Here is a 16,490-nt window from a genome sequence, read left to right on the forward strand (position 1 = left end):
GCGTAGTCGGCGCGGGTCACGTCCGATTCGTGTCGTAGGTCCGGGCCGAGCGTGAAGACGGCGTCGATGAATCCGTCCGGCTCAGCGTCGAGTTCTCCCTGGGAGAACGGCCAAAGCTCCACGGTCTCCATCCGGCCGGGCAACGCGTCCGGGGCAGCAACCATGCCGAACAACCGTGACGAGCCGGTGAGCAGATACCGGCCCGGACGGGGGTCCTCGTCGACTGCTGCCTTGATGGCCAGCAGTAGTTCCGGAGCGCGCTGAATCTCGTCGATGACCAGGAGCTCGGGGGAGTCCACGAACCCGACCGGGTCGGCGATCGCCGCCGCCCGGTCCTGAGCCCGATCAAGATCGCGGCGCTCGGCTAGACGGTCGCCGGCAACGAGGCGCACCAGGGTGCTCTTGCCTGCTTGCCGTGCTCCGCTGATCAGCACGACGCGGGTGTCGGCCAGAGCGGCGTCGACCTGCACGGCGGCGCGGCGGGGGATTAGGCGCGGTGTGGGCACAGCGTCATCATAACGGCCGCACTTTCGATCTGCGAGGGCCTTAGCTTTCGATCTGCGGCACCAGGTGCATTCGGTACGCGGCCATTCGATGTTCGATCTGCGGGCCATGCGGGCGAGCCGGTTCGTGGAAGGGGCCCACGGCTACGTCGCGTTGCTGCGGGTCGCGGCGAGTTCCACCGGCCGCCAGCCGGCCGCGCGAAACGCCCGCAGCTGCTCGTCCCGCTCGGTCGACGCCTGCGTGCGCGTCGCCTCGCACCTGGAGACAACCCCTTGCAGCTCATCCTCGGAGAACTGACTCCTGCCCCATCAGCCCATTACGCTAGGCCAAGCGCGCTTGGCTTACTCCATGGGTCAAGCCATCGTGGATGTCACCTGTCGGTGCAGCAGACCCAGCCTGGGTAGCGTGCGGGATGCGGCAAGCTGAAGCTGCTCAGGGCAATAGTTGCGCGCTGAGGATCTCGGTGAGCCAGTCGCGGAACGTTTCGTCGGTCCAGCCGCGTTGCGTGACGAGGCGGTGGTAGGTGTCCGGGGCGGTGAACAGCCACAGCAGGTCGGTGGCTCGTCCGGGGTCGATGCGAAGTGCGCCCCTGTCGTACAAATGCTGGGCGAAGCGTTCGTTGCCGGAGCGCCGTTCGGCCTCAACGGCGGTAACGAAGTCCTGGAGCTCAGGGTTGGTGGAGGCGGCCCCGAGCAGCACCGCCAGTAGTGCGGCCAGGCGCGCCGAGATCGTGCTGGCCAACGCCGCGTACAGCTCGATCGCCCGTCTCGGGTCGGGCTCGGAGAGGAGGTCTTGCGCCTCGACTCTGGCCGCCAGCGGAATGTCGAGTCCGTCGCCGGCCAGAACCCGGTCGTACAGCCGTTTGACCAGCTCGACCTTGGTGCCAAAGGCCTTGTAGACCGTCGGCACCGCCACGCCTGCGCGCTCGGCGACCGCCGTCATGGTGGTCCCGGCGTAACCGGCCTCCAGCAGGAGCGCGTAGGTAGCGTCCATGACGCGGTGGCGGGTCATGGACGCCTGGTCGCGACGTAGGGAAGACGGCATACCGTTAGCATACTCGGTAAAGTGATACTATACTGAGTCTTGTGAACCAATACCCACTAGTGCTTGTGCCCGGTCTGGCCGGCAGCGTCGACGAGTTCGCTGCCCAGGTCGAGCACTTCTCGCCCGGCCGACTCGTGCGCGCGATCGAGCCGTTCAGAGACGGCGATCTGAGCGTGGACGGGCAGGCGCGCCGGCTGGCCGAATTGTTGATCAAAGAGGGCATCGAGCGGTGCGGGGTGGTCGGCCACAGCCATGGTGGCCTCGTCGCGCTGTCCCTCGCCGTGCATCACCCTGGCCTGGTCGCTGGCCTCGTCCTACTCGACACGCCCGTGCTGCTGCCGAAGCCGCTACGGCTGCTGGCCCGCCTGCCGCTGGCCATCCTGCGCACGCCGTTAGGTCCGGCCGCCATCCGCCGGTTCTTCACCGCGACTTTCACCGACGCGGACAGCGCGCAGTGGCGCACGACCGTGTTGGCCCGTCTCGCCCGGGTGCCACGCCCTGCGGTGCAGGAAATCGTCGGCGGCACGTTCACCTATGACAGCGCCACCCCCTTGCGTGCCCTCACAGTGCCTACGTTGTACATACGGGCGAACATTCCGATGAAGCTTGACCGACTGCCAGTAGGCGTACGCGGGGCCAGCCTGCCAACTGTCGGGCATTGGCCGCACGTTCACGCGCCGCAAGATACGAACCGCCTCATCGCGGCGTACCTCGAAGGGCTACCTCGCTGACGGGTGCTCCGACGGTCTTGGCTGATGGAGTCTCATCGCTGATAGCGCCGCATCTGGATGCTCTGTCGGAGAACCATTAGCCCGCCGGAGTGGTAGAACGCCAACTCATCGATGGAGCGGGGGCGGATCCGGATCGGCGTGCCCCGGATGTAACGCCCCCGCCGCGTACGCGCCCCGGCCACCGTCCACGGCCCCGTTCCACCATTGGCCCGGATCGTCCTGCGGGGGAATGTGCCCGAGGTGCATAGATGGGACCGCCGCGGGCTCGGCGCATGATCACTCGCGTTCGCGGATCGATGACTCCACCAGGGCGATCGCCGCCGCAAGCTCCTCGCCCGGCGCGGTCTCCACATCTGGGCCTACGCCCACGCCCTCCCAGTTGCCGTCTGTCACGGGGTCAGCAACGACGGCAAACGGAACCAATGCTTCGACGTGCCGTGAGACCCGGACCGGCACGACGTGGTCGGCGGCGCCGGGAGTTCGCTGACCAACCGCAGGAATCCCCCGATTTTGCAGGATGTAGGCGAGCGCTTCCCCCGACGAGTACGTCCGTTGGCTGATCACCACCGCTGCCGGGAGACCTTCCCGTGCCGCCGCATCCCCCAACAGCGGCGTCCACAACTGATCGACCTTGTTCTTCGAGGTGACGGTGGCCAGGAACGTCGACTCCTGACCGAGGATGACGCCAGCCAACGCCGCCAGCGTGTCCATCTCACCGCCGCCATTTCGCCGGTTATCGAGGACCACACCTCGGCAACCAGTCAGTAACCCGGTGGCGGAGCGGACGTAGTGGCTCGCGTGTTCCCAGGGCTCCAGGCTATCGATGCGAAGCACCCCCACCTCACCGTAACGGCTCACAGAGGTCACCCCGCCGCCTCGCTGCTGGATCGACGAAACGTCGTAAGGCGGCCAGCCGGTCGGTCTGTCACAGTCCGGCTCGAAAGAGCCTGCTTCGTCGAACGTGAGGGTCAGATGCCGCGAGTGGCGATGACAAACCTGTTCGATCCGCCGGCAACCGTCTGCGGTGATGGGCTGCACGTCCTGCCCCAGTTCGCGCCGCAGGGCGGCTGCCAACCGCTCCGCTCTGCTGGTGTCCGGCAGCAGTCGCAGGACCCAGCTGCCGAGCGCGTCGGCCGTCGACCCCACCGTTTCACGCTCGATCATTGCTCCTCCTCGGGGCGACGGTCCAGAATCCCAGAGACGTACACGCACGTTGCGTTCAGCCGGTTCCAGCCCACAGGTCTTCGCTGACGACGGTGCTGCAGCAGCGGCACCGACGGTTGGTCGTGCGCAGGTAGCAGGAATGTGGTAAACGCAGCGCGGCGATGGTGGCGTTGACCACCACGTAGGCGAGGATCACGAACCCGATCCCGGCATTACGTCAATCATGCGGAGTTTCAGGCGCGCGACCAGGGCGCACCGGCGCCTACGCGGAGAGCAGCCTCTTACAGGGCCATCTGATTGCAGGCCGAGTGATCCCTGAGCTGGCCTCCTCGCACGCTCCGGCGCCGGGAGTCGCTTCCTGATCGGCCGAAGAAGATCCCATCAACGCGCGAGGCGGCCCAGTCTTCAGCCAGGATCATCGGTGTCTGCACCGCTTCCTGCAGCGGTACTCCCGACCAGGCGCCGCAGCGCCACGGCGACTGCGCCGGGCCCGGCACGCCGCGAGCATTGGTGGGATACCCCAGTCGCGACGAGGCCAGGGGGCGGGGACGTGGGCGAAGAAGGCGAGCAGGTCGATCCGGACGACGACCGGCTGTGCGGCGTGGTTGGGCGGCGAAGGTGTGTGCGGAGCGGCCGGGTACGAAGCCGTGGGCGGCGAGGTGGACCGCCTCGGCGACGCCCACCACGCCGGTAGGGGCGGCCGCCAACCGTTCTGGTCTGCTGGTGTCCGGGAGTAGCCGCAGGATCCAGCTGCAAATCGCGTTGGCCGTCGATCCCACCGTTTCACACTCGATCATTACTCCTCCTCGGGGGGCGGTTCAGACCCCCGCAGGCGTACACGCAGGTCGCGTCGGCGACCAGCTCGCAGACCACGTTCGGGGCCTCGCCGGCATGCCCGACGGCGACTACGAGCTGGGCGGCCAGGCGGTCACCGTGGCCGGCGGCGAGGCCCGGCTCAGCCGGGACGGTGTAATCGCCGGCAGCATGCTCACCATGGACGCCGCGCTGCGGCACGCCGTCGGCGCGGGCATCACACTGCTGGACGCCTGCCGCATGGCCGCCACCACCCCGGCCCGCGCCCCCGGGCTGAGCGACCGGCTGAGAGCGCTGCGGGCCGGCCTGCGCGCCGACCTGGGGCTGCTGGGCGACGACCTGAACATGGTTCGGGTGATGTGCGGCGGCGACTGGGTGGAGTAGGCCGGCTCGCACGGGCACTCCATCAGCGACCAGGGTGATCCATTACGCTGGTGGAGCCATCTCCGGCGATCGAAGAGCACCATCAGGGATGAACCGGCGAGGCAGAGTCTGGTGCTCATGCCCCGTCTGGGGGTGACCGCCCGGGTCGGGGATGCAGATAAGTCTCGGCCAAACACCTCCGGGTCGACCGGCCCAACTGCTACCTTCCGAGCCGACCAGCTTCATCGAGCAGGGAGTCACGGTCGAGGCGGTCGCCCGTACCGTCGGCTTCGACGATGTCCGCGTGTTGCGCCGCCTCCGCAGTCGCGGCCGCTGAAACGCTCACCGCGGGCGGCGGCGCTCTGCGATCAGCGGGTGAATGCGGCAGGCGCACGCTCGCCTGCCGCATTCACCCGAAGTGGTGTCTGGCCAGATTCGAACGGGCGTCCTCCCGGAGAGCAGCCGAGCGCTTCGACCTCTCCGCTACCGGGCCTGACCGGCGAGCGCTGGTCTCGCGTGACGGGATCGTCATGCGCGGAGAGGGCTGGTCGCGGCAGTGGCCGTGGCCCAACCCCCGTCGCACGGATCTCGTCAGGGACGCTGCAGGCGGTTGTAGTTGGCGGAGTCGAACATGTTGGTGAGAGAACCGGGGGTGTCGCGGTAGGCGTTGGTCCGCCAGGAGAAGAACTGACCCTGGTCGTTGCCCAGCGGGGGCAACTTCACCGCGTCGATCCGGACCGCAGTGCCTTGCCGCCACCAGACCGCCACGTGGTCGTTGTCCTCGAAGTATCCCTGACCGATGTATCCGGCGGTGTCGGAGTACCAGTGCACGGTCGACGAGTTCGAGCCGTTCGTCCAGCAGTCGACGTTGTCGTTGCCGGTGTAGTACTCGAACTTGTAGAAGCGGTGGTCGAGCGCCCGCACGAAGGACAGCGGCCGCTGCCAGTAGTTGTTGCGCCAGCGGCCGTCGCTGGCGATGACTCCGTACTTGCTGAATCCGGCGCGGGTCCAGCCGACGGCCGAGGCCTCGGTCGGCAGCCCGCCTAGATTCGTGGCCATCCACGTCTGCCTGAGCGAGCCGGCCGTGTACCAGTGGTATTCTGAGAAGTTGGAGATCGTCCCTCCGGGGTGCTGGTCGTCGGTATACACGCTCCAGCTGTTGATCTTCTGGCCCGCGGCCAGGGATCCCCGGTTCACCAGCCACCTCTTCTCGAAGTCGATCGTGACGTTCCAGGCGCCTCCGGTCGGGCTCCACCCACCGGTGACCTCCCAGGGATAGCTCGAGCCGAGGCGGAACGCGTTACTGCCGCTGCTCAGGGGGAAGATCTCGAACCAATAGCCCTTCGGCCCCTTCGGACCGATGGCACCCGTCCGGTAGATCTGGAACTTCTCCAGTGTGCCGTCGGCGAAGAGAATGACCCGGCAGAAGTTGAGCCCGGCCTCCTTGTCCTGAAATGCCAGAACGGGTTCCCATGCGCCCGTGCCCGCATTGCGGACGTTGGCGAAGAACCCACCGGTCGGGCTTGTCGGCCCGAGGTCGCTTCTGGGGCCCGGCATCCGCCTGTAGAAGGCCATCTCGAGGGGCCATCCTCCTGCGTTGATCGTCCAGATCGGCAGGTCTCCTGCCGCATGTGCGGGCACCGAGCCCATGCCTCCCGCCGCAGCGATGCCGAGACCCGCCGCGGCCGCCGCACCTCCCTTGAGGAGCAACCGCCGCGACATGCCGTTGTCAATCATTTATACAGGCCCTTTCTGCATATGAGCGGTCCAGGCATCGCCCGTTGCGATGCGATACGGCGGGATACTCCAGACCGGTTCCCAAGGTCGCGCAGTTCAGCCGGGTCCGGCCTGCTCGGCGGTGACGTTGGTGATGGCATAGACGGTGACGGGCGGACCAGCGATCGGCGGCCGGGTTGTAGCGGCGGCGTCGGATCCGTAGGGCTTGAGTGGCGTGCGGGAGGTCCAGGGTGAGGGGCCGAGGCGGGCGACCGTCTGCAGTCGGCGGATGTCGTGACGGCCGTGCCCACGGTCGTGGGTCTGGTCTAGGACGGGGATCTTCGCCCATGGCAAGGCTTTGACCTGCCGGTATAAACGTTTCTGGTTACCTTTGACGACCGAAACTTCTTCTCGACCAGCCAGCGGGCCTGCTCGCGCTGGATATGCAGCGCGTCCGCGCCCAAGCGCCCCACATGGGTGAGCGGCTGGTCGAGCAGATCAAGACCGCTCTCGACGAGCAGACCGTCACCGTTCCCGGCGCTCAGGCTGCGGAGACGATCCTGCCCCGCCTGGCCGACAGCCTCCGCGACGTCCTGCGCCAGCGCCACCAGGTCGCCAAAGAGGTCGAGGGGATGCATGATGCGCACCCTCTTGCCCCTGTCCTGACCTCGATGCCCCTGCCGATCCCAGCAGCCGCGCCTACTACGACCGCAACGCGCCGAAGGCAACGCCACAACGCCGCCCTCATCTGCCTCACCCGACGCCGCTGCGACGTCCTGTTCGCCATGCTCCGCGACAAGATCCCCTACTAACCACGCCCAACCAGCCTCGTCCCCGCTTGACGAAACCCATAGAAACACCCCCCGCCGACCGAGCTCGAAACACCATGTCGTCACCGACGCCGGTGGGATCCCCTCGCGGTCACGCTGGCCGGCGGCAATGCCGATCCGGCCATCGGCGGCGGGCCCGGACCACCCCTCCTGCGCCCCGACCGGCTACCCATCCGGTGGGAATGCCGGGATGCCCATGCATGAAGCCTTCCTCGGCTTCGCCGTCTGCATCATCGAGCACCGACACCTCGTACGACCTCGTCAGGAACTCCTAGAGCCCGGAAAGATTCAGTAGGGAGCGGGCGGCGCGTGCCACCGGCCACGCCCCGTCGTCGGTGTTGCCCAAGACGGTGCAGGTCAGACCGGTGCGAGGATCATGGGTGCTGTTGAAGGAGACGCCAGCATCGAAGCCGGCCAGAATCACCTGGGGGCCGGTCTCGTCGAGCCAGAACCCGAGGCCGTACCGTAGCTTCTCGGCAGGGACCAGGCTGTGCGGGCGGGTCATCTCGGCGACCCATTCCGCGCTGACGATCCGGCCGGAGATGAAGGCCCGCCAGAACCTGCTCATGTCGGCGGCGGTGGTGTAGATGCCGCCGTCGCCGTTGCCCCGCACCGGTAGGTGCAGGACGTTGCTGCGCCACTGCCCGTCACGAACGAGGTAACCGGTAGCGGTGCGGGCGGGCAGCTGGTCCGAACGAAGGAACCCCGTGTCCACCAACCCGGCACGCCGGCACACCAGTTCGTCGACGAGCTGGTGATAGCCGGTGCCGGTCACTCGTTCCGCGATCAGGGCCAGCAGGACGTAACCGCTGTTGCAGTAGCTGAAGTCGGTCCCGGCGGGGAACTTGGTCGCACGACCGTCCAGCTCGGCGAGGAACGCCTCAGTCTCGGCCAGCCGGTACACCGGCACCGTGAGCACGTATTCGGCGACGTCGTCTAGGGTCTCCTCGTCCAGGTAATCGCCGATGCCGGAGCGGTGCGCCAGCAGGTGCTCGACGGTGACATCGTCGGCGATGAGCGGCAGCTCGGCACCGAGCACCGAACGGACGGTGGTGTCCCGTGTGAGCCGGCCCTGTTCGATCAGGCGCACCACGGCCAGGGCGGTGAAGCCTTTGCCGCCGCTGGCTACGGCAAAACGGGTGTCGACCGAGTTCGGCACCTCATGCCCACGTTGGGCCAGCCCGAATGCGGCCCGGTAGACCGACTCGCCATCCAGATCGACTGAAGCCACACCGGAGAACCCGGCATCATGCGCCGCGACCTCGACCGCCTCGGCGACCAGCGCGGGATCCACGACCGAACCGGGGAGATGCTCACTCATAAGGTTCTCCTCCAAGAGGTGCTGGCGGTGGCTCTCCTGCGGTACGTACGTCAGAACATCTTCGGTTCTGTTCTGTCGGGCATCATCAGCCCTACCGATGGAGCAGGCTCGGGTACAAGGATGGCCTGTGATTCGTCAGGAGAAGATCAACTCCATAGCCGCCGAACCGATCAGCGAAGCGGGGCGTAATGCTGACCGGAAGCAACACGGAGATCGTCGACCTGATCGCGTGCTGAGAACAGGAGTGTCCATGCCCAAGCATCGTCATCGGATGGCATACGCGGCGCTGGCCGCTGTCGCCGCCCTCGCCGCTGGCCTGCACTCGGCAGTGAGCACCGGTGAGGCGAGCTCGATAGCGAGAGCCTGCCCGACCGGTACCTGCTTCCCCGGCGGCAGCAACAGCTTCACCCTCGAGACGCAGGTGTTGATGGCGGACCGGACCTACCGATCCATCGGCGAGGTCCGGGCGGGAGACGAGGTGATCGGAACAGACCCGCAGACGGGAGTCGCATCGAGACAGCCTGTCCTGGGGATCGTCACCGGAAATGGAATCAAGGAAATCGTTCGGGTAGGCACGGACACCGGGTACGTGACGGCGACGGCCCACCATCAGTTTTGGGTGGCCGATCGGGGAGGGTGGAGCGCGGCGGCAGAGCTCCGCGTCGGTTACCGGCTGCTCGGCGAAAGCGGGGAGATCGTCACCGTCACGTCGCTGCAGCGACAGAGCAGGCATGCTGCTGTCGGCAACATTCAGGTGGCCGGACCGCACACCTACCGTGTCCACGTGGGCTCCTCCGACCTGCTCGTGCGCAGTTGAGCCGCGATTGGCGCCGGGTCAGCTTGCCGGGGCCGGGGTGGAGTTCGATGGGCCGCCCTCCAGCAGCATCGTGAGGTGCTCACGGGACCTGCTGCCGATGGGGACGTGCCGGACCACCTCCCCCTGCGGGATCGCCGTACCTCGGCGGTGTGCTCGGCGTGCGAGTCGCGGGCAACCAGGGTCACCGGGTCGTCAGCCGTCTCGATCGAGATGTCGATCGGGGCCCGCATGTCGGTCACGGCTGATGTGCTCGAACGTGTTCTCGGCCGGAGTGAGCTGCGTCCTGGCCAGCTTGCGGTAGAGGCTGTCGGTCTCCAGGAGATCGTCGTGTCGACCGATGGCGTGCACCCGACCGTCCTCCAGCACGACGATCTGGTCGGCCATCGTAACGGTGGAGAGTCGGTGCGCGACAACAGAACTGCGCGGTTGGCGGATGCCTCGGTGATGACGCGCAGCAACTTCTCCTAACCGCGGGCGTCGAGATGCGCCGTCATCTCGTCGAGCAGCAGACCCGTGGGTCACGCAGCAGCGCGCGGCCGATCGCCAACCGCTGTCGTTACGCGATCTGCCGACGCACGGCCAGCCGCGGCAGCGCCATGACGTCCACCCCGCCGACGGGTGGTCCGACCGGACGTCGGCTCGTAGGGCATTGCGGCAGCGAGAACAGTGTCGTCTACCACCGCCGCTTCGTCCGCGACTACGAAGCCCGGCCCGAAAAATCCGCCATCATGATCACTCTCGCCAATCGACAACCTCTCCGAACCGGTGGCGCGTCCGAGCGCGTCCGAGTCATCGTCCCTGTGTCGAGGGCCTCCGGGGCCAGCCTCGGGCCGGAGAGGCGCCGGAGAACCGGTCGGCTACGTGTGGACGTATCGCTTAACAGCTTGAACGACGGCCACCGGACGCCCCGGAGGGTCGGTGCGGCTGGCCTGTCGTCTCGCTGGACATCAGTCAATCGGAAGGAACTGACGAGTGAACAAACGTTCGCGCTGGCAAATCCTGACCATGATGGGTCTACTCGCCGCATTGTCTGTCGGCGGCGGGGTGTCACCGGCCGCAGCGGCCGCTTCCGCTTCGGCTGGAGCGACATCGGTCGCTCCGGAGGCCGCTTCCACCTCGTGGACCAATCCGTACACTCCGCTGTGGCGGGATGACGCCTATTACAAGATCATCGCCAGGAACTCCGGTGGTGTCCTGGACATCCCCAACGGCGAGAACGCCTACTCCGGCAACCAGGTCCAGATCGGTCAGTGGCCCTATCACGGCGGCGCCAATCAGCTCTGGCGCCCGGTGCTCGACAGGTTCGCCGACGGCGTCCAGTACTACACGTTCCATCGCAAGGGCGCCTACAGCCAGTGTCTGGCCGCCGATCATCGGCCTTCCCTCACGTGGAACCTCGTCCTGGACGGTTGCTACTCGTGGCCGACCAGCCCGTTCACGGACCCCATCGACGACCGCTTCCTCTTCTGGCCGGAGCATCAGGCGGACGGGTGGTGGGCGTGGCGTGCCAAGGGTTCCAATCGTGTCTGGGACATCTCCTGGAACTCGGTCGAGGCCGGTGCGCCAGTGGTCATCTACCCCAAGTCGACGCTGACGGGGGCATGGAACCAGCAGTTCATGTTGTACTACGTCGAGGAGGCTGGTCCCAAGCCCACGCCGCCCCCGTCGACGCCCCCGGTGCCCCCGACCTCCCCGACTCCGCCGGCTCCGACGCCCAAGCCGGACCTCGCATGGGACGGCGGCCTGACCTGGAACGAGGGCAGCAAGAGGATCGAGGGGAAGATCAAGAACCAGGGCACCGCGAATGCTCCCGGCTTCCTCGTCAGCGCCAAGCTCAACTATGGCGGTCAGTGGCACGAGATCGGCCCGGCAACGTTCTACGGTCTGGCGCCGGGAGGCACGGCAACGGTCTTCTTCTACCCGTCAGCGCTTCCCGCCGGTCAGTACTCCTACAACTTTGTCGCTGACTACGCCAGCGCGGTCGTCGAGAGCAACGAGGGCAACAACGCCCTCAACGGATACCTGTACCTGAATCCGTGAGCGAACCGATAAACATCAGGTGACCGACATGGGTCGATGCGGCAGGTGGGCACCGCGCGAGCGGTCCCGCCTGCCGCTCCCGACCCCGCCATCCGGGTCGCGCCCGCCCCTTCAAGGGGTCGTATTCGCCGGGCGCGCGGGAGGCGTGAGCGCGGCCGGTTGAGGAACCATTACGACAGCCGCCATCGGCCTGCGTCGAAGTTGGCCGTCCGGCTCGATGCTGACACCCGCGGGTGACTCAACCTGCATTGGGAGCAGCACCGGCTTTGAACTTCAAACAGCTTCGGTCAGTCGCTGGGCTGCAGGTCCTCCGGCGACAAGTCGCGGCGACTGGACTGACGTCCGGTCCCGGTCATGATCTTGCGTGATGTGCTCGGCGTGTGCTCTCCAGCGGATGCCAACCCGGGTCAGCCCGTGCCAACGCGGGTCACCGCGACCGACCGCCTGTCGCAAACCGGCGTTCGTGTGCTCCGGGTGCGGTCCTGGGCTGGGCGAACGGGGGTCCGAGGAACGTGGGTGAACCTGTGCCACTCCCTGCCACCCCAGGTGAACCCCCGGGTCGCTAGACTGGGCCCTCGCGCCCCCGTAGCTCAGGGGATAGAGCATCGGTTTCCTAAACCGTGTGTCGCAGGTTCGAATCCTGCCGGGGGCACCAGGTCACAGCACTGATCACCGATCACTGATCCGCCTTTCCGGGCGTGCGTGCCCGCGCCGAGCCCGGGCGCCTCGCCACCTTGGCCCTCGTCACGCGGCCCCTGTGCCGCGCCGGGGTGGAGGAAGGCCAGGGCCTCCGGAAAGACCGCCAGCTCGTACCTGCCGATGCGCGGCCACCGCGGTATTCACTGAATCTCTCCGGTGGAGATCGCTGCCTGCCCGTGCCGCTCGACCACGAAGTAAGGCCCCTCGTGCACAACTCCTCCAGATGCTCACGTCGGGGCGACAGGCTACAAGATCGGCCGGGTGTGGACCGGCCACCCGACACCGCACCCCGGCCGCCCCGGGAATCCGACACCGGGATTTCGTCTCCACGCTGTCCGCCACCCCCACGGTCGGTCGACAATGGGGGGACAGGCGAGGGAGTCCGGCATGCGGATCGCCAGTTACAACGTCGAGAACCTGTTCAACCGGGCGCGCGCCCTCGACCAGCGGACGTGGTCGGCGGGCCGGCCGGTGCTCGAGGCGTACCAGCGGATCTGTGAACTGCTGGAGGAGCCCGACTACACCGCCGAGGTAAAGGTCGACATCCTGCGGCAGCTGCGCCGGCTCGGGCTGCTGCGGGGGGACGTGGCCCGCTTCGCGCGCCTGCGGCAGAACCGCGGCCGGCTGCTGCGGCGGGCGCGGCGCACCGGCGTGGTGGAGGTGGTCGCCGACGGCCGGGCGGACTGGATCGGCTGGGTGGAGCTGACCACCGGCCGGGTGGCCGAGCGGGGCATGCTGAACACCGCTCGGGTGATCAACGACGTGGCCGCCGACCTGTTGGGCGTGGTCGAGGCGGAGAGCCGGCTGGCCCTGAAGCGGTTCGCCGAGGCCAGCCTGACGGTCGCGGACGAGCCACGGTATCCGCAGGTGATGGTGATCGACGGCAACGACGAGCGGGGGATCAACGTCGGTGTGCTGGCCGCCGCCGGCTATCCGCTGATCCGCCAGCGCAGCCACGTGGATGACGTGGACGACGTCGGCCGGGTCTTCAGCCGGGACTGCCCGGAGTACCACTTCGCGCTGCCCGCCGGCGGCCGGCTGGTCGTGCTGGTCAACCATCTCAAGAGCAAGGGGTACGGCGGGAAGGTCGCCTCCGACGCGATCCGTCGCCGGCAGGCCCGGCGGGTGGCCGAGATCTACCGGGGGCTGGTCGCCGAGGGCCTGACCGAGGTGGCGGTGCTCGGCGACCTGAACGACACCCCGGACAGCGCACCGCTGGCGCCCCTGCTCGGCGACACGGACCTGCGGGACGTCGCCGAGCACCCCTGTTTCGACGACGCCGGCCGCCCCGGCACGTACGGCTACTGCACCGCCCGCTGCAAGATCGACTATGTGCTGCTCTCGCCGTCGCTGTTCCGCCGGGTCACTGCGGGCGGCATCTTCCGGACCGGGGTGTGGGGCGGACGCCGGGGCACCCTCTGGCCGGTGTACGACACGATGACCGCCGCCGTGCACGCCGGCTCCGACCACGCCGCCATCTGGGCGGACGTCGAACTGGGCTGAGCGCTGCGGCCCGGCCGGGCCCACGACGCCGGGTCGCACTCTGGCGTTAACGGCCGCGGCGGGGTAGAAACAGGTCATTCCCCTGGCACGTCACCCGGACCGCCCGCCACGTGATCGAGAGAGCGCTCTCCCGGCCCGCGGCGGGCAGCCCACCAGCCGACAGGTAGGCCCCATGACCTCCGAACTCCACCCGTCCCGCCGGCAACTGCTCGCCCTGGCGGCCGGCGCCGTCGCCGCCGCCGGCCTCGCCCCGACCGCCGCCTCCGCCGCGCCCGCCCGACCCGAGGAGCACGACGAGAAGCCGGACTTCGGCCCGAACGTCTTCGTCTACGACCCGAGCACCCCGGCCGCCGAGATCCAGTCCACCGTGGACCGGCTCTTCACCCGGCAGGAGCGCAACGAGATGGGCGCCGACCGGTACGCGGTGTTGTTCAAGCCCGGCCGGTACGAGGTGAACGCCCGGCTGGGCTACTACACCACCGTCGCCGGCCTCGGCGAGCACCCGGACGACGTGGAGATCCACGGCGCGGTCCGGGTGGTCGGTCAGCCCGACCCGAACTCCCCGGCCGGGGTCTCCGCGCTGACCAACTTCTGGCGCTCGGTGGAGAACCTCGCCATCACCCCCACCGACTGGTCGAACCAGTGGGCCGTCTCCCAGGCGTCGCCGATGCGCCGGGTGCACGTCAAGGGCATCCTCTGGCTGGAGCCGGGCAACGGCGGCTACTCCAGCGGCGGCTTCATCGCCGACTCCAAGGTGGACGGCATCACCATCAACGGCTCCCAGCAGCAGTGGCTGACCCGGGACAGCGAACTCGGCGGCGACTGGACCAACGGGGTGTGGAACCAGGTCTTCTCCGGCGTGCTCGGTGCCCCGGCGCAGGGCTTCCCGAACCCGCCGTACACCACCCTGCCGACCAGCCCGGTCGTCCGGGAGAAGCCGTACCTCTTCGTCGACGCCGCCGGCCGCTGGCGGGTCGCCGTGCCCGGCCTGCGCCGGAACACCGCGGGCACCACCTGGGCGGACGGGGCCGCCCCGACCCGGTCGCTACCGCTGCGCGACTTCTTCATCGCCAGGCCGACCGACGACGCCCAGCGGATCAACCGAGAGCTGGCCCGCGGCCGCCACCTGCTGCTCACCCCGGGCGTCTACCGGCTGGACCGGGCGCTGCGGGTGCACCGCCCGGGCACCGTGGTGCTAGGCCTCGGCATGCCGAGCCTCGCCCCGACCGGCGGCGACGCGGCGCTGCGGGTCGCCGACGTGGACGGGGTACGCATCGCCGGCGTGCTGGTCGACGCCGGTGAGCGCGAGTCGCGGGTGCTGGTGGAGATCGGCACGGAGCACGCCCACCGCGGCCACGCCCACGACCCGATCTCGGTGCAGGACGTCTTCATCCGGGTCGGCGGCCCGGGAGTCGGGCGGGCCCGCACCAGCCTGGCGGTGCACAGCGACCACACGCTGATCGACAACGCCTGGGCCTGGCGTGGCGACCACGGCCAGGGCATCGGCTGGACGGTCAACACCGCCGACACCGGCGTGCTGGTCACCGGCGACGACGTCACCGCGTACGGGCTCTTCGTCGAGCACTACCAGCGGTACCAGACCGTCTGGGTCGGCCAGCGGGGGCGGACGATCTTCTACCAGAGCGAACTGCCCTACGACCCGCCGAGCCAGGCCGCCTGGACCAGCCCCACCGGGCGCGGCTGGGCGTCGTACAAGGTGGAGGATCGGGTCGCCACCCACGAGGCGTGGGGGCTGGGCGTGTACTCGTACTTCAACCAGGGCGTGGACATCCGCTGCGACCGGGCGATCGAGGCGCCGCGCCGACCGGGCGTGCGCTTCCACGACATGGTCACCGTCTTCCTCGACGGCAGCGGTGGCATCGAGCGGACGATCAACGAGGCCGGCACCCCGGTCGTCGGCGGCTACGGCACGAGCCCGGTGGTCGAGTACCCGGCCTGAGCCCGATGCGGTGCGGCGGCCGCCGGCGGGCGGTCGCCGCACCGCGATGTAACGAGAATTCGTCGGAAAGCGCTGCGCCGTCGCGGGCCACCCGCCCCACGCCGGCCGGCATAGGCTGCCCGTGTGTCGAGGGCCCCGGGTCACGGGGGGCCGTGACCTGGCCGGACGCGATCGAGGGGGCGCGTCCGGCATGCCGTGCCGCGTTGTCTCCACAGCGCGCGGGGCCTCGGCGGCCTTCGTCGACCTGCCCCGACCCGACGCGCGAGCGCCGGCCGGCGGGATCCGTCCCGCCGGCCGCCGTCTTGTCACCCGCCGAGCTGGTCCGCGCGGCTGATCACCTCGTCGATCAGGCCGTAGTCGCGAGCCTGCTCGGCGGTGAACCAGCGGTCCCGGTCCCAGTCGCGCTGGATCTCCTCCAGGGTCCGGCCGGCGTGCCGGGCGATCAGCTCCTGCATGGTCCGCTTCACATGCAGCATGTTCTCCGCCTGGATGGTGATGTCGGCGGCCGTGCCGCCCATCCCACCCGACGGCTGGTGCATCATGATCCGCGAATGGGGGAGCGCGAACCGCTTGCCGGCCGCCCCGGCGCAGAGCAGGAACTGCCCCATCGAGCCGGCGAAACCGAGCGCCAGCGTCGCCACGTCGTTCTTGACGTACCGCATGGTGTCGTAGACCGCCATCCCGGCGCTCACCGAGCCGCCCGGCGAGTTGATGTAGAGGAAGATGTCCCGCTCGTCGTCCTCCGCCGCCAGCAGCAGGATCTGGGCGCAGATCTGGTTCGCGCTCGCCTCGGTGACCTCGGTGCCGAGGAAGACGATCCGCTCCCGCAGCAGCCGCTCGAACACCTGGTCGCCGAACGACGGCTGCCCGCCCTCGAGCATCCACACGCCGTACCCGCTCATGGCCACCGCCCTCCGCGTGCCGGCGGGCGACCACGACGCCCGGGGACCGGCGGCTCCAGCCTGCGCCCACGCGGCCCGGCGGC

At 68.7% G+C, this 16,490-nt stretch carries 14 protein-coding genes, 1 tRNA gene and 2 pseudogenes; 9 read left to right on the forward strand and 8 right to left on the reverse strand.

Annotation, left to right across the window (positions count from 1 at the left end; genetic code table 11):
- On the reverse strand, positions 1-506 hold a 506-nt coding region (locus ACFY3U_RS16335), incomplete at its 3' end, for an ATP-binding protein (protein ID WP_387201560.1).
- An 88-nt stretch (positions 507-594) separates the two neighbouring features.
- Between ACFY3U_RS16335 and ACFY3U_RS16340 the strand changes: the two genes are divergently transcribed.
- Positions 595-801, forward strand: a complete 207-nt coding sequence (locus tag ACFY3U_RS16340; protein WP_387201563.1) for a hypothetical protein — start codon at positions 595-597, stop codon at positions 799-801.
- Positions 802-936: 135 nt separating this feature from the next.
- Here ACFY3U_RS16340 and ACFY3U_RS16345 read toward each other — a convergent pair whose 3' ends face one another.
- Positions 937-1,515 (reverse strand): TetR/AcrR family transcriptional regulator, encoded by a 579-nt coding sequence (locus ACFY3U_RS16345; protein ID WP_387201566.1) that lies wholly within the window; start codon positions 1,513-1,515, stop codon positions 937-939.
- Between the two features lie 74 nt (positions 1,516-1,589).
- Between ACFY3U_RS16345 and ACFY3U_RS16350 the strand changes: the two genes are divergently transcribed.
- Positions 1,590-2,279 (forward strand): alpha/beta fold hydrolase, encoded by a 690-nt coding sequence (locus ACFY3U_RS16350; RefSeq protein ID WP_387201569.1) that lies wholly within the window; start codon positions 1,590-1,592, stop codon positions 2,277-2,279.
- A 276-nt stretch (positions 2,280-2,555) separates the two neighbouring features.
- On the opposite strand, the gene ACFY3U_RS16355 is transcribed toward ACFY3U_RS16350, so the two are convergent.
- Entirely contained in the window at positions 2,556-3,443 is an 888-nt protein-coding gene (locus ACFY3U_RS16355; protein WP_387201572.1) for a S41 family peptidase, read from the reverse strand.
- Between the two features lie 55 nt (positions 3,444-3,498).
- On the reverse strand, positions 3,499-3,639 hold the full coding sequence (locus ACFY3U_RS16360; protein WP_387201575.1) for a hypothetical protein: 141 nt from the start codon (positions 3,637-3,639) through the stop codon (positions 3,499-3,501).
- Positions 3,640-4,328: 689 nt separating this feature from the next.
- Here ACFY3U_RS16360 and ACFY3U_RS16365 point away from each other — a divergent pair.
- Positions 4,329-4,640: pseudogene (locus ACFY3U_RS16365) on the forward strand (amidohydrolase family protein); the annotation flags it as partial.
- Between the two features lie 570 nt (positions 4,641-5,210).
- Here the strand turns inward: ACFY3U_RS16365 and ACFY3U_RS16370 are convergent.
- A complete protein-coding gene (locus tag ACFY3U_RS16370) occupies positions 5,211-6,356 on the reverse strand; it encodes a hypothetical protein (RefSeq protein WP_387201578.1) in 1,146 nt (381 codons plus the stop codon).
- A gap of 398 nt (positions 6,357-6,754) precedes the next feature.
- Here ACFY3U_RS16370 and ACFY3U_RS16375 point away from each other — a divergent pair.
- Positions 6,755-7,147, forward strand: a pseudogene (locus ACFY3U_RS16375) (IS110 family transposase); the annotation flags it as partial.
- 289 nt (positions 7,148-7,436) lie between these two features.
- Here the strand turns inward: ACFY3U_RS16375 and ACFY3U_RS16380 are convergent.
- Complete coding sequence (locus ACFY3U_RS16380) at positions 7,437-8,486, reverse strand: serine hydrolase domain-containing protein (RefSeq protein WP_387201582.1); 1,050 nt, start codon at positions 8,484-8,486, stop codon at positions 7,437-7,439.
- 127 nt (positions 8,487-8,613) lie between these two features.
- Between ACFY3U_RS16380 and ACFY3U_RS16385 the strand changes: the two genes are divergently transcribed.
- Positions 8,614-9,303: a polymorphic toxin-type HINT domain-containing protein gene (locus ACFY3U_RS16385; RefSeq protein WP_387201585.1), complete on the forward strand. Its 690-nt coding sequence runs from the start codon at positions 8,614-8,616 to the stop codon at positions 9,301-9,303.
- Between the two features lie 192 nt (positions 9,304-9,495).
- Here ACFY3U_RS16385 and ACFY3U_RS16390 read toward each other — a convergent pair whose 3' ends face one another.
- Positions 9,496-9,687 carry a hypothetical protein gene (locus ACFY3U_RS16390; protein WP_387201587.1) on the reverse strand — a complete coding sequence of 64 codons (192 nt, stop codon included), beginning with the start codon at positions 9,685-9,687 and terminating at the stop codon, positions 9,496-9,498.
- 588 nt (positions 9,688-10,275) lie between these two features.
- Between ACFY3U_RS16390 and ACFY3U_RS16395 the strand changes: the two genes are divergently transcribed.
- From ACFY3U_RS16395 to ACFY3U_RS16410, 4 genes are all read left to right on the forward strand, one after another.
- Complete coding sequence (locus ACFY3U_RS16395) at positions 10,276-11,343, forward strand: RICIN domain-containing protein (RefSeq protein WP_387201590.1); 1,068 nt, start codon at positions 10,276-10,278, stop codon at positions 11,341-11,343.
- A 579-nt stretch (positions 11,344-11,922) separates the two neighbouring features.
- A tRNA-Arg gene (locus ACFY3U_RS16400) sits at positions 11,923-11,998 on the forward strand.
- 431 nt (positions 11,999-12,429) lie between these two features.
- Positions 12,430-13,545 carry an endonuclease/exonuclease/phosphatase family protein gene (locus ACFY3U_RS16405; protein ID WP_387201593.1) on the forward strand — a complete coding sequence of 372 codons (1,116 nt, stop codon included), beginning with the start codon at positions 12,430-12,432 and terminating at the stop codon, positions 13,543-13,545.
- A 172-nt stretch (positions 13,546-13,717) separates the two neighbouring features.
- Complete coding sequence (locus ACFY3U_RS16410) at positions 13,718-15,505, forward strand: adenylyl cyclase (protein WP_387201596.1); 1,788 nt, start codon at positions 13,718-13,720, stop codon at positions 15,503-15,505.
- Positions 15,506-15,810: 305 nt separating this feature from the next.
- Here ACFY3U_RS16410 and ACFY3U_RS16415 read toward each other — a convergent pair whose 3' ends face one another.
- Positions 15,811-16,407 carry a ClpP family protease gene (locus ACFY3U_RS16415; protein WP_387201599.1) on the reverse strand — a complete coding sequence of 199 codons (597 nt, stop codon included), beginning with the start codon at positions 16,405-16,407 and terminating at the stop codon, positions 15,811-15,813.
- Positions 16,408-16,490: the final 83 nt, after the last annotated feature.

The sequence above is a fragment of the Micromonospora sp. NPDC000089 genome (assembly GCF_042899365.1).
In the GTDB taxonomy this organism is placed as follows: domain Bacteria; phylum Actinomycetota; class Actinomycetes; order Mycobacteriales; family Micromonosporaceae; genus Micromonospora.

Coding starts and splice junctions, on each gene's coding strand:
- ACFY3U_RS16340 (WP_387201563.1), top strand. CDS start 595: ATGTTCGATCTGCGGGCCATGCGGGCGAGCCGGTTCGTGGAAGGGGCC.
- ACFY3U_RS16405 (WP_387201593.1), top strand. CDS start 12,430: ATGCGGATCGCCAGTTACAACGTCGAGAACCTGTTCAACCGGGCGCGC.
- ACFY3U_RS16370 (WP_387201578.1), bottom strand. CDS start 6,356: ATGATTGACAACGGCATGTCGCGGCGGTTGCTCCTCAAGGGAGGTGCG.
- ACFY3U_RS16355 (WP_387201572.1), bottom strand. CDS start 3,443: ATGATCGAGCGTGAAACGGTGGGGTCGACGGCCGACGCGCTCGGCAGC.
- ACFY3U_RS16410 (WP_387201596.1), top strand. CDS start 13,718: ATGACCTCCGAACTCCACCCGTCCCGCCGGCAACTGCTCGCCCTGGCG.
- ACFY3U_RS16345 (WP_387201566.1), bottom strand. CDS start 1,515: ATGACCCGCCACCGCGTCATGGACGCTACCTACGCGCTCCTGCTGGAG.
- ACFY3U_RS16390 (WP_387201587.1), bottom strand. CDS start 9,687: ATGGCCGACCAGATCGTCGTGCTGGAGGACGGTCGGGTGCACGCCATC.
- ACFY3U_RS16415 (WP_387201599.1), bottom strand. CDS start 16,407: ATGAGCGGGTACGGCGTGTGGATGCTCGAGGGCGGGCAGCCGTCGTTC.
- ACFY3U_RS16380 (WP_387201582.1), bottom strand. CDS start 8,486: ATGAGTGAGCATCTCCCCGGTTCGGTCGTGGATCCCGCGCTGGTCGCC.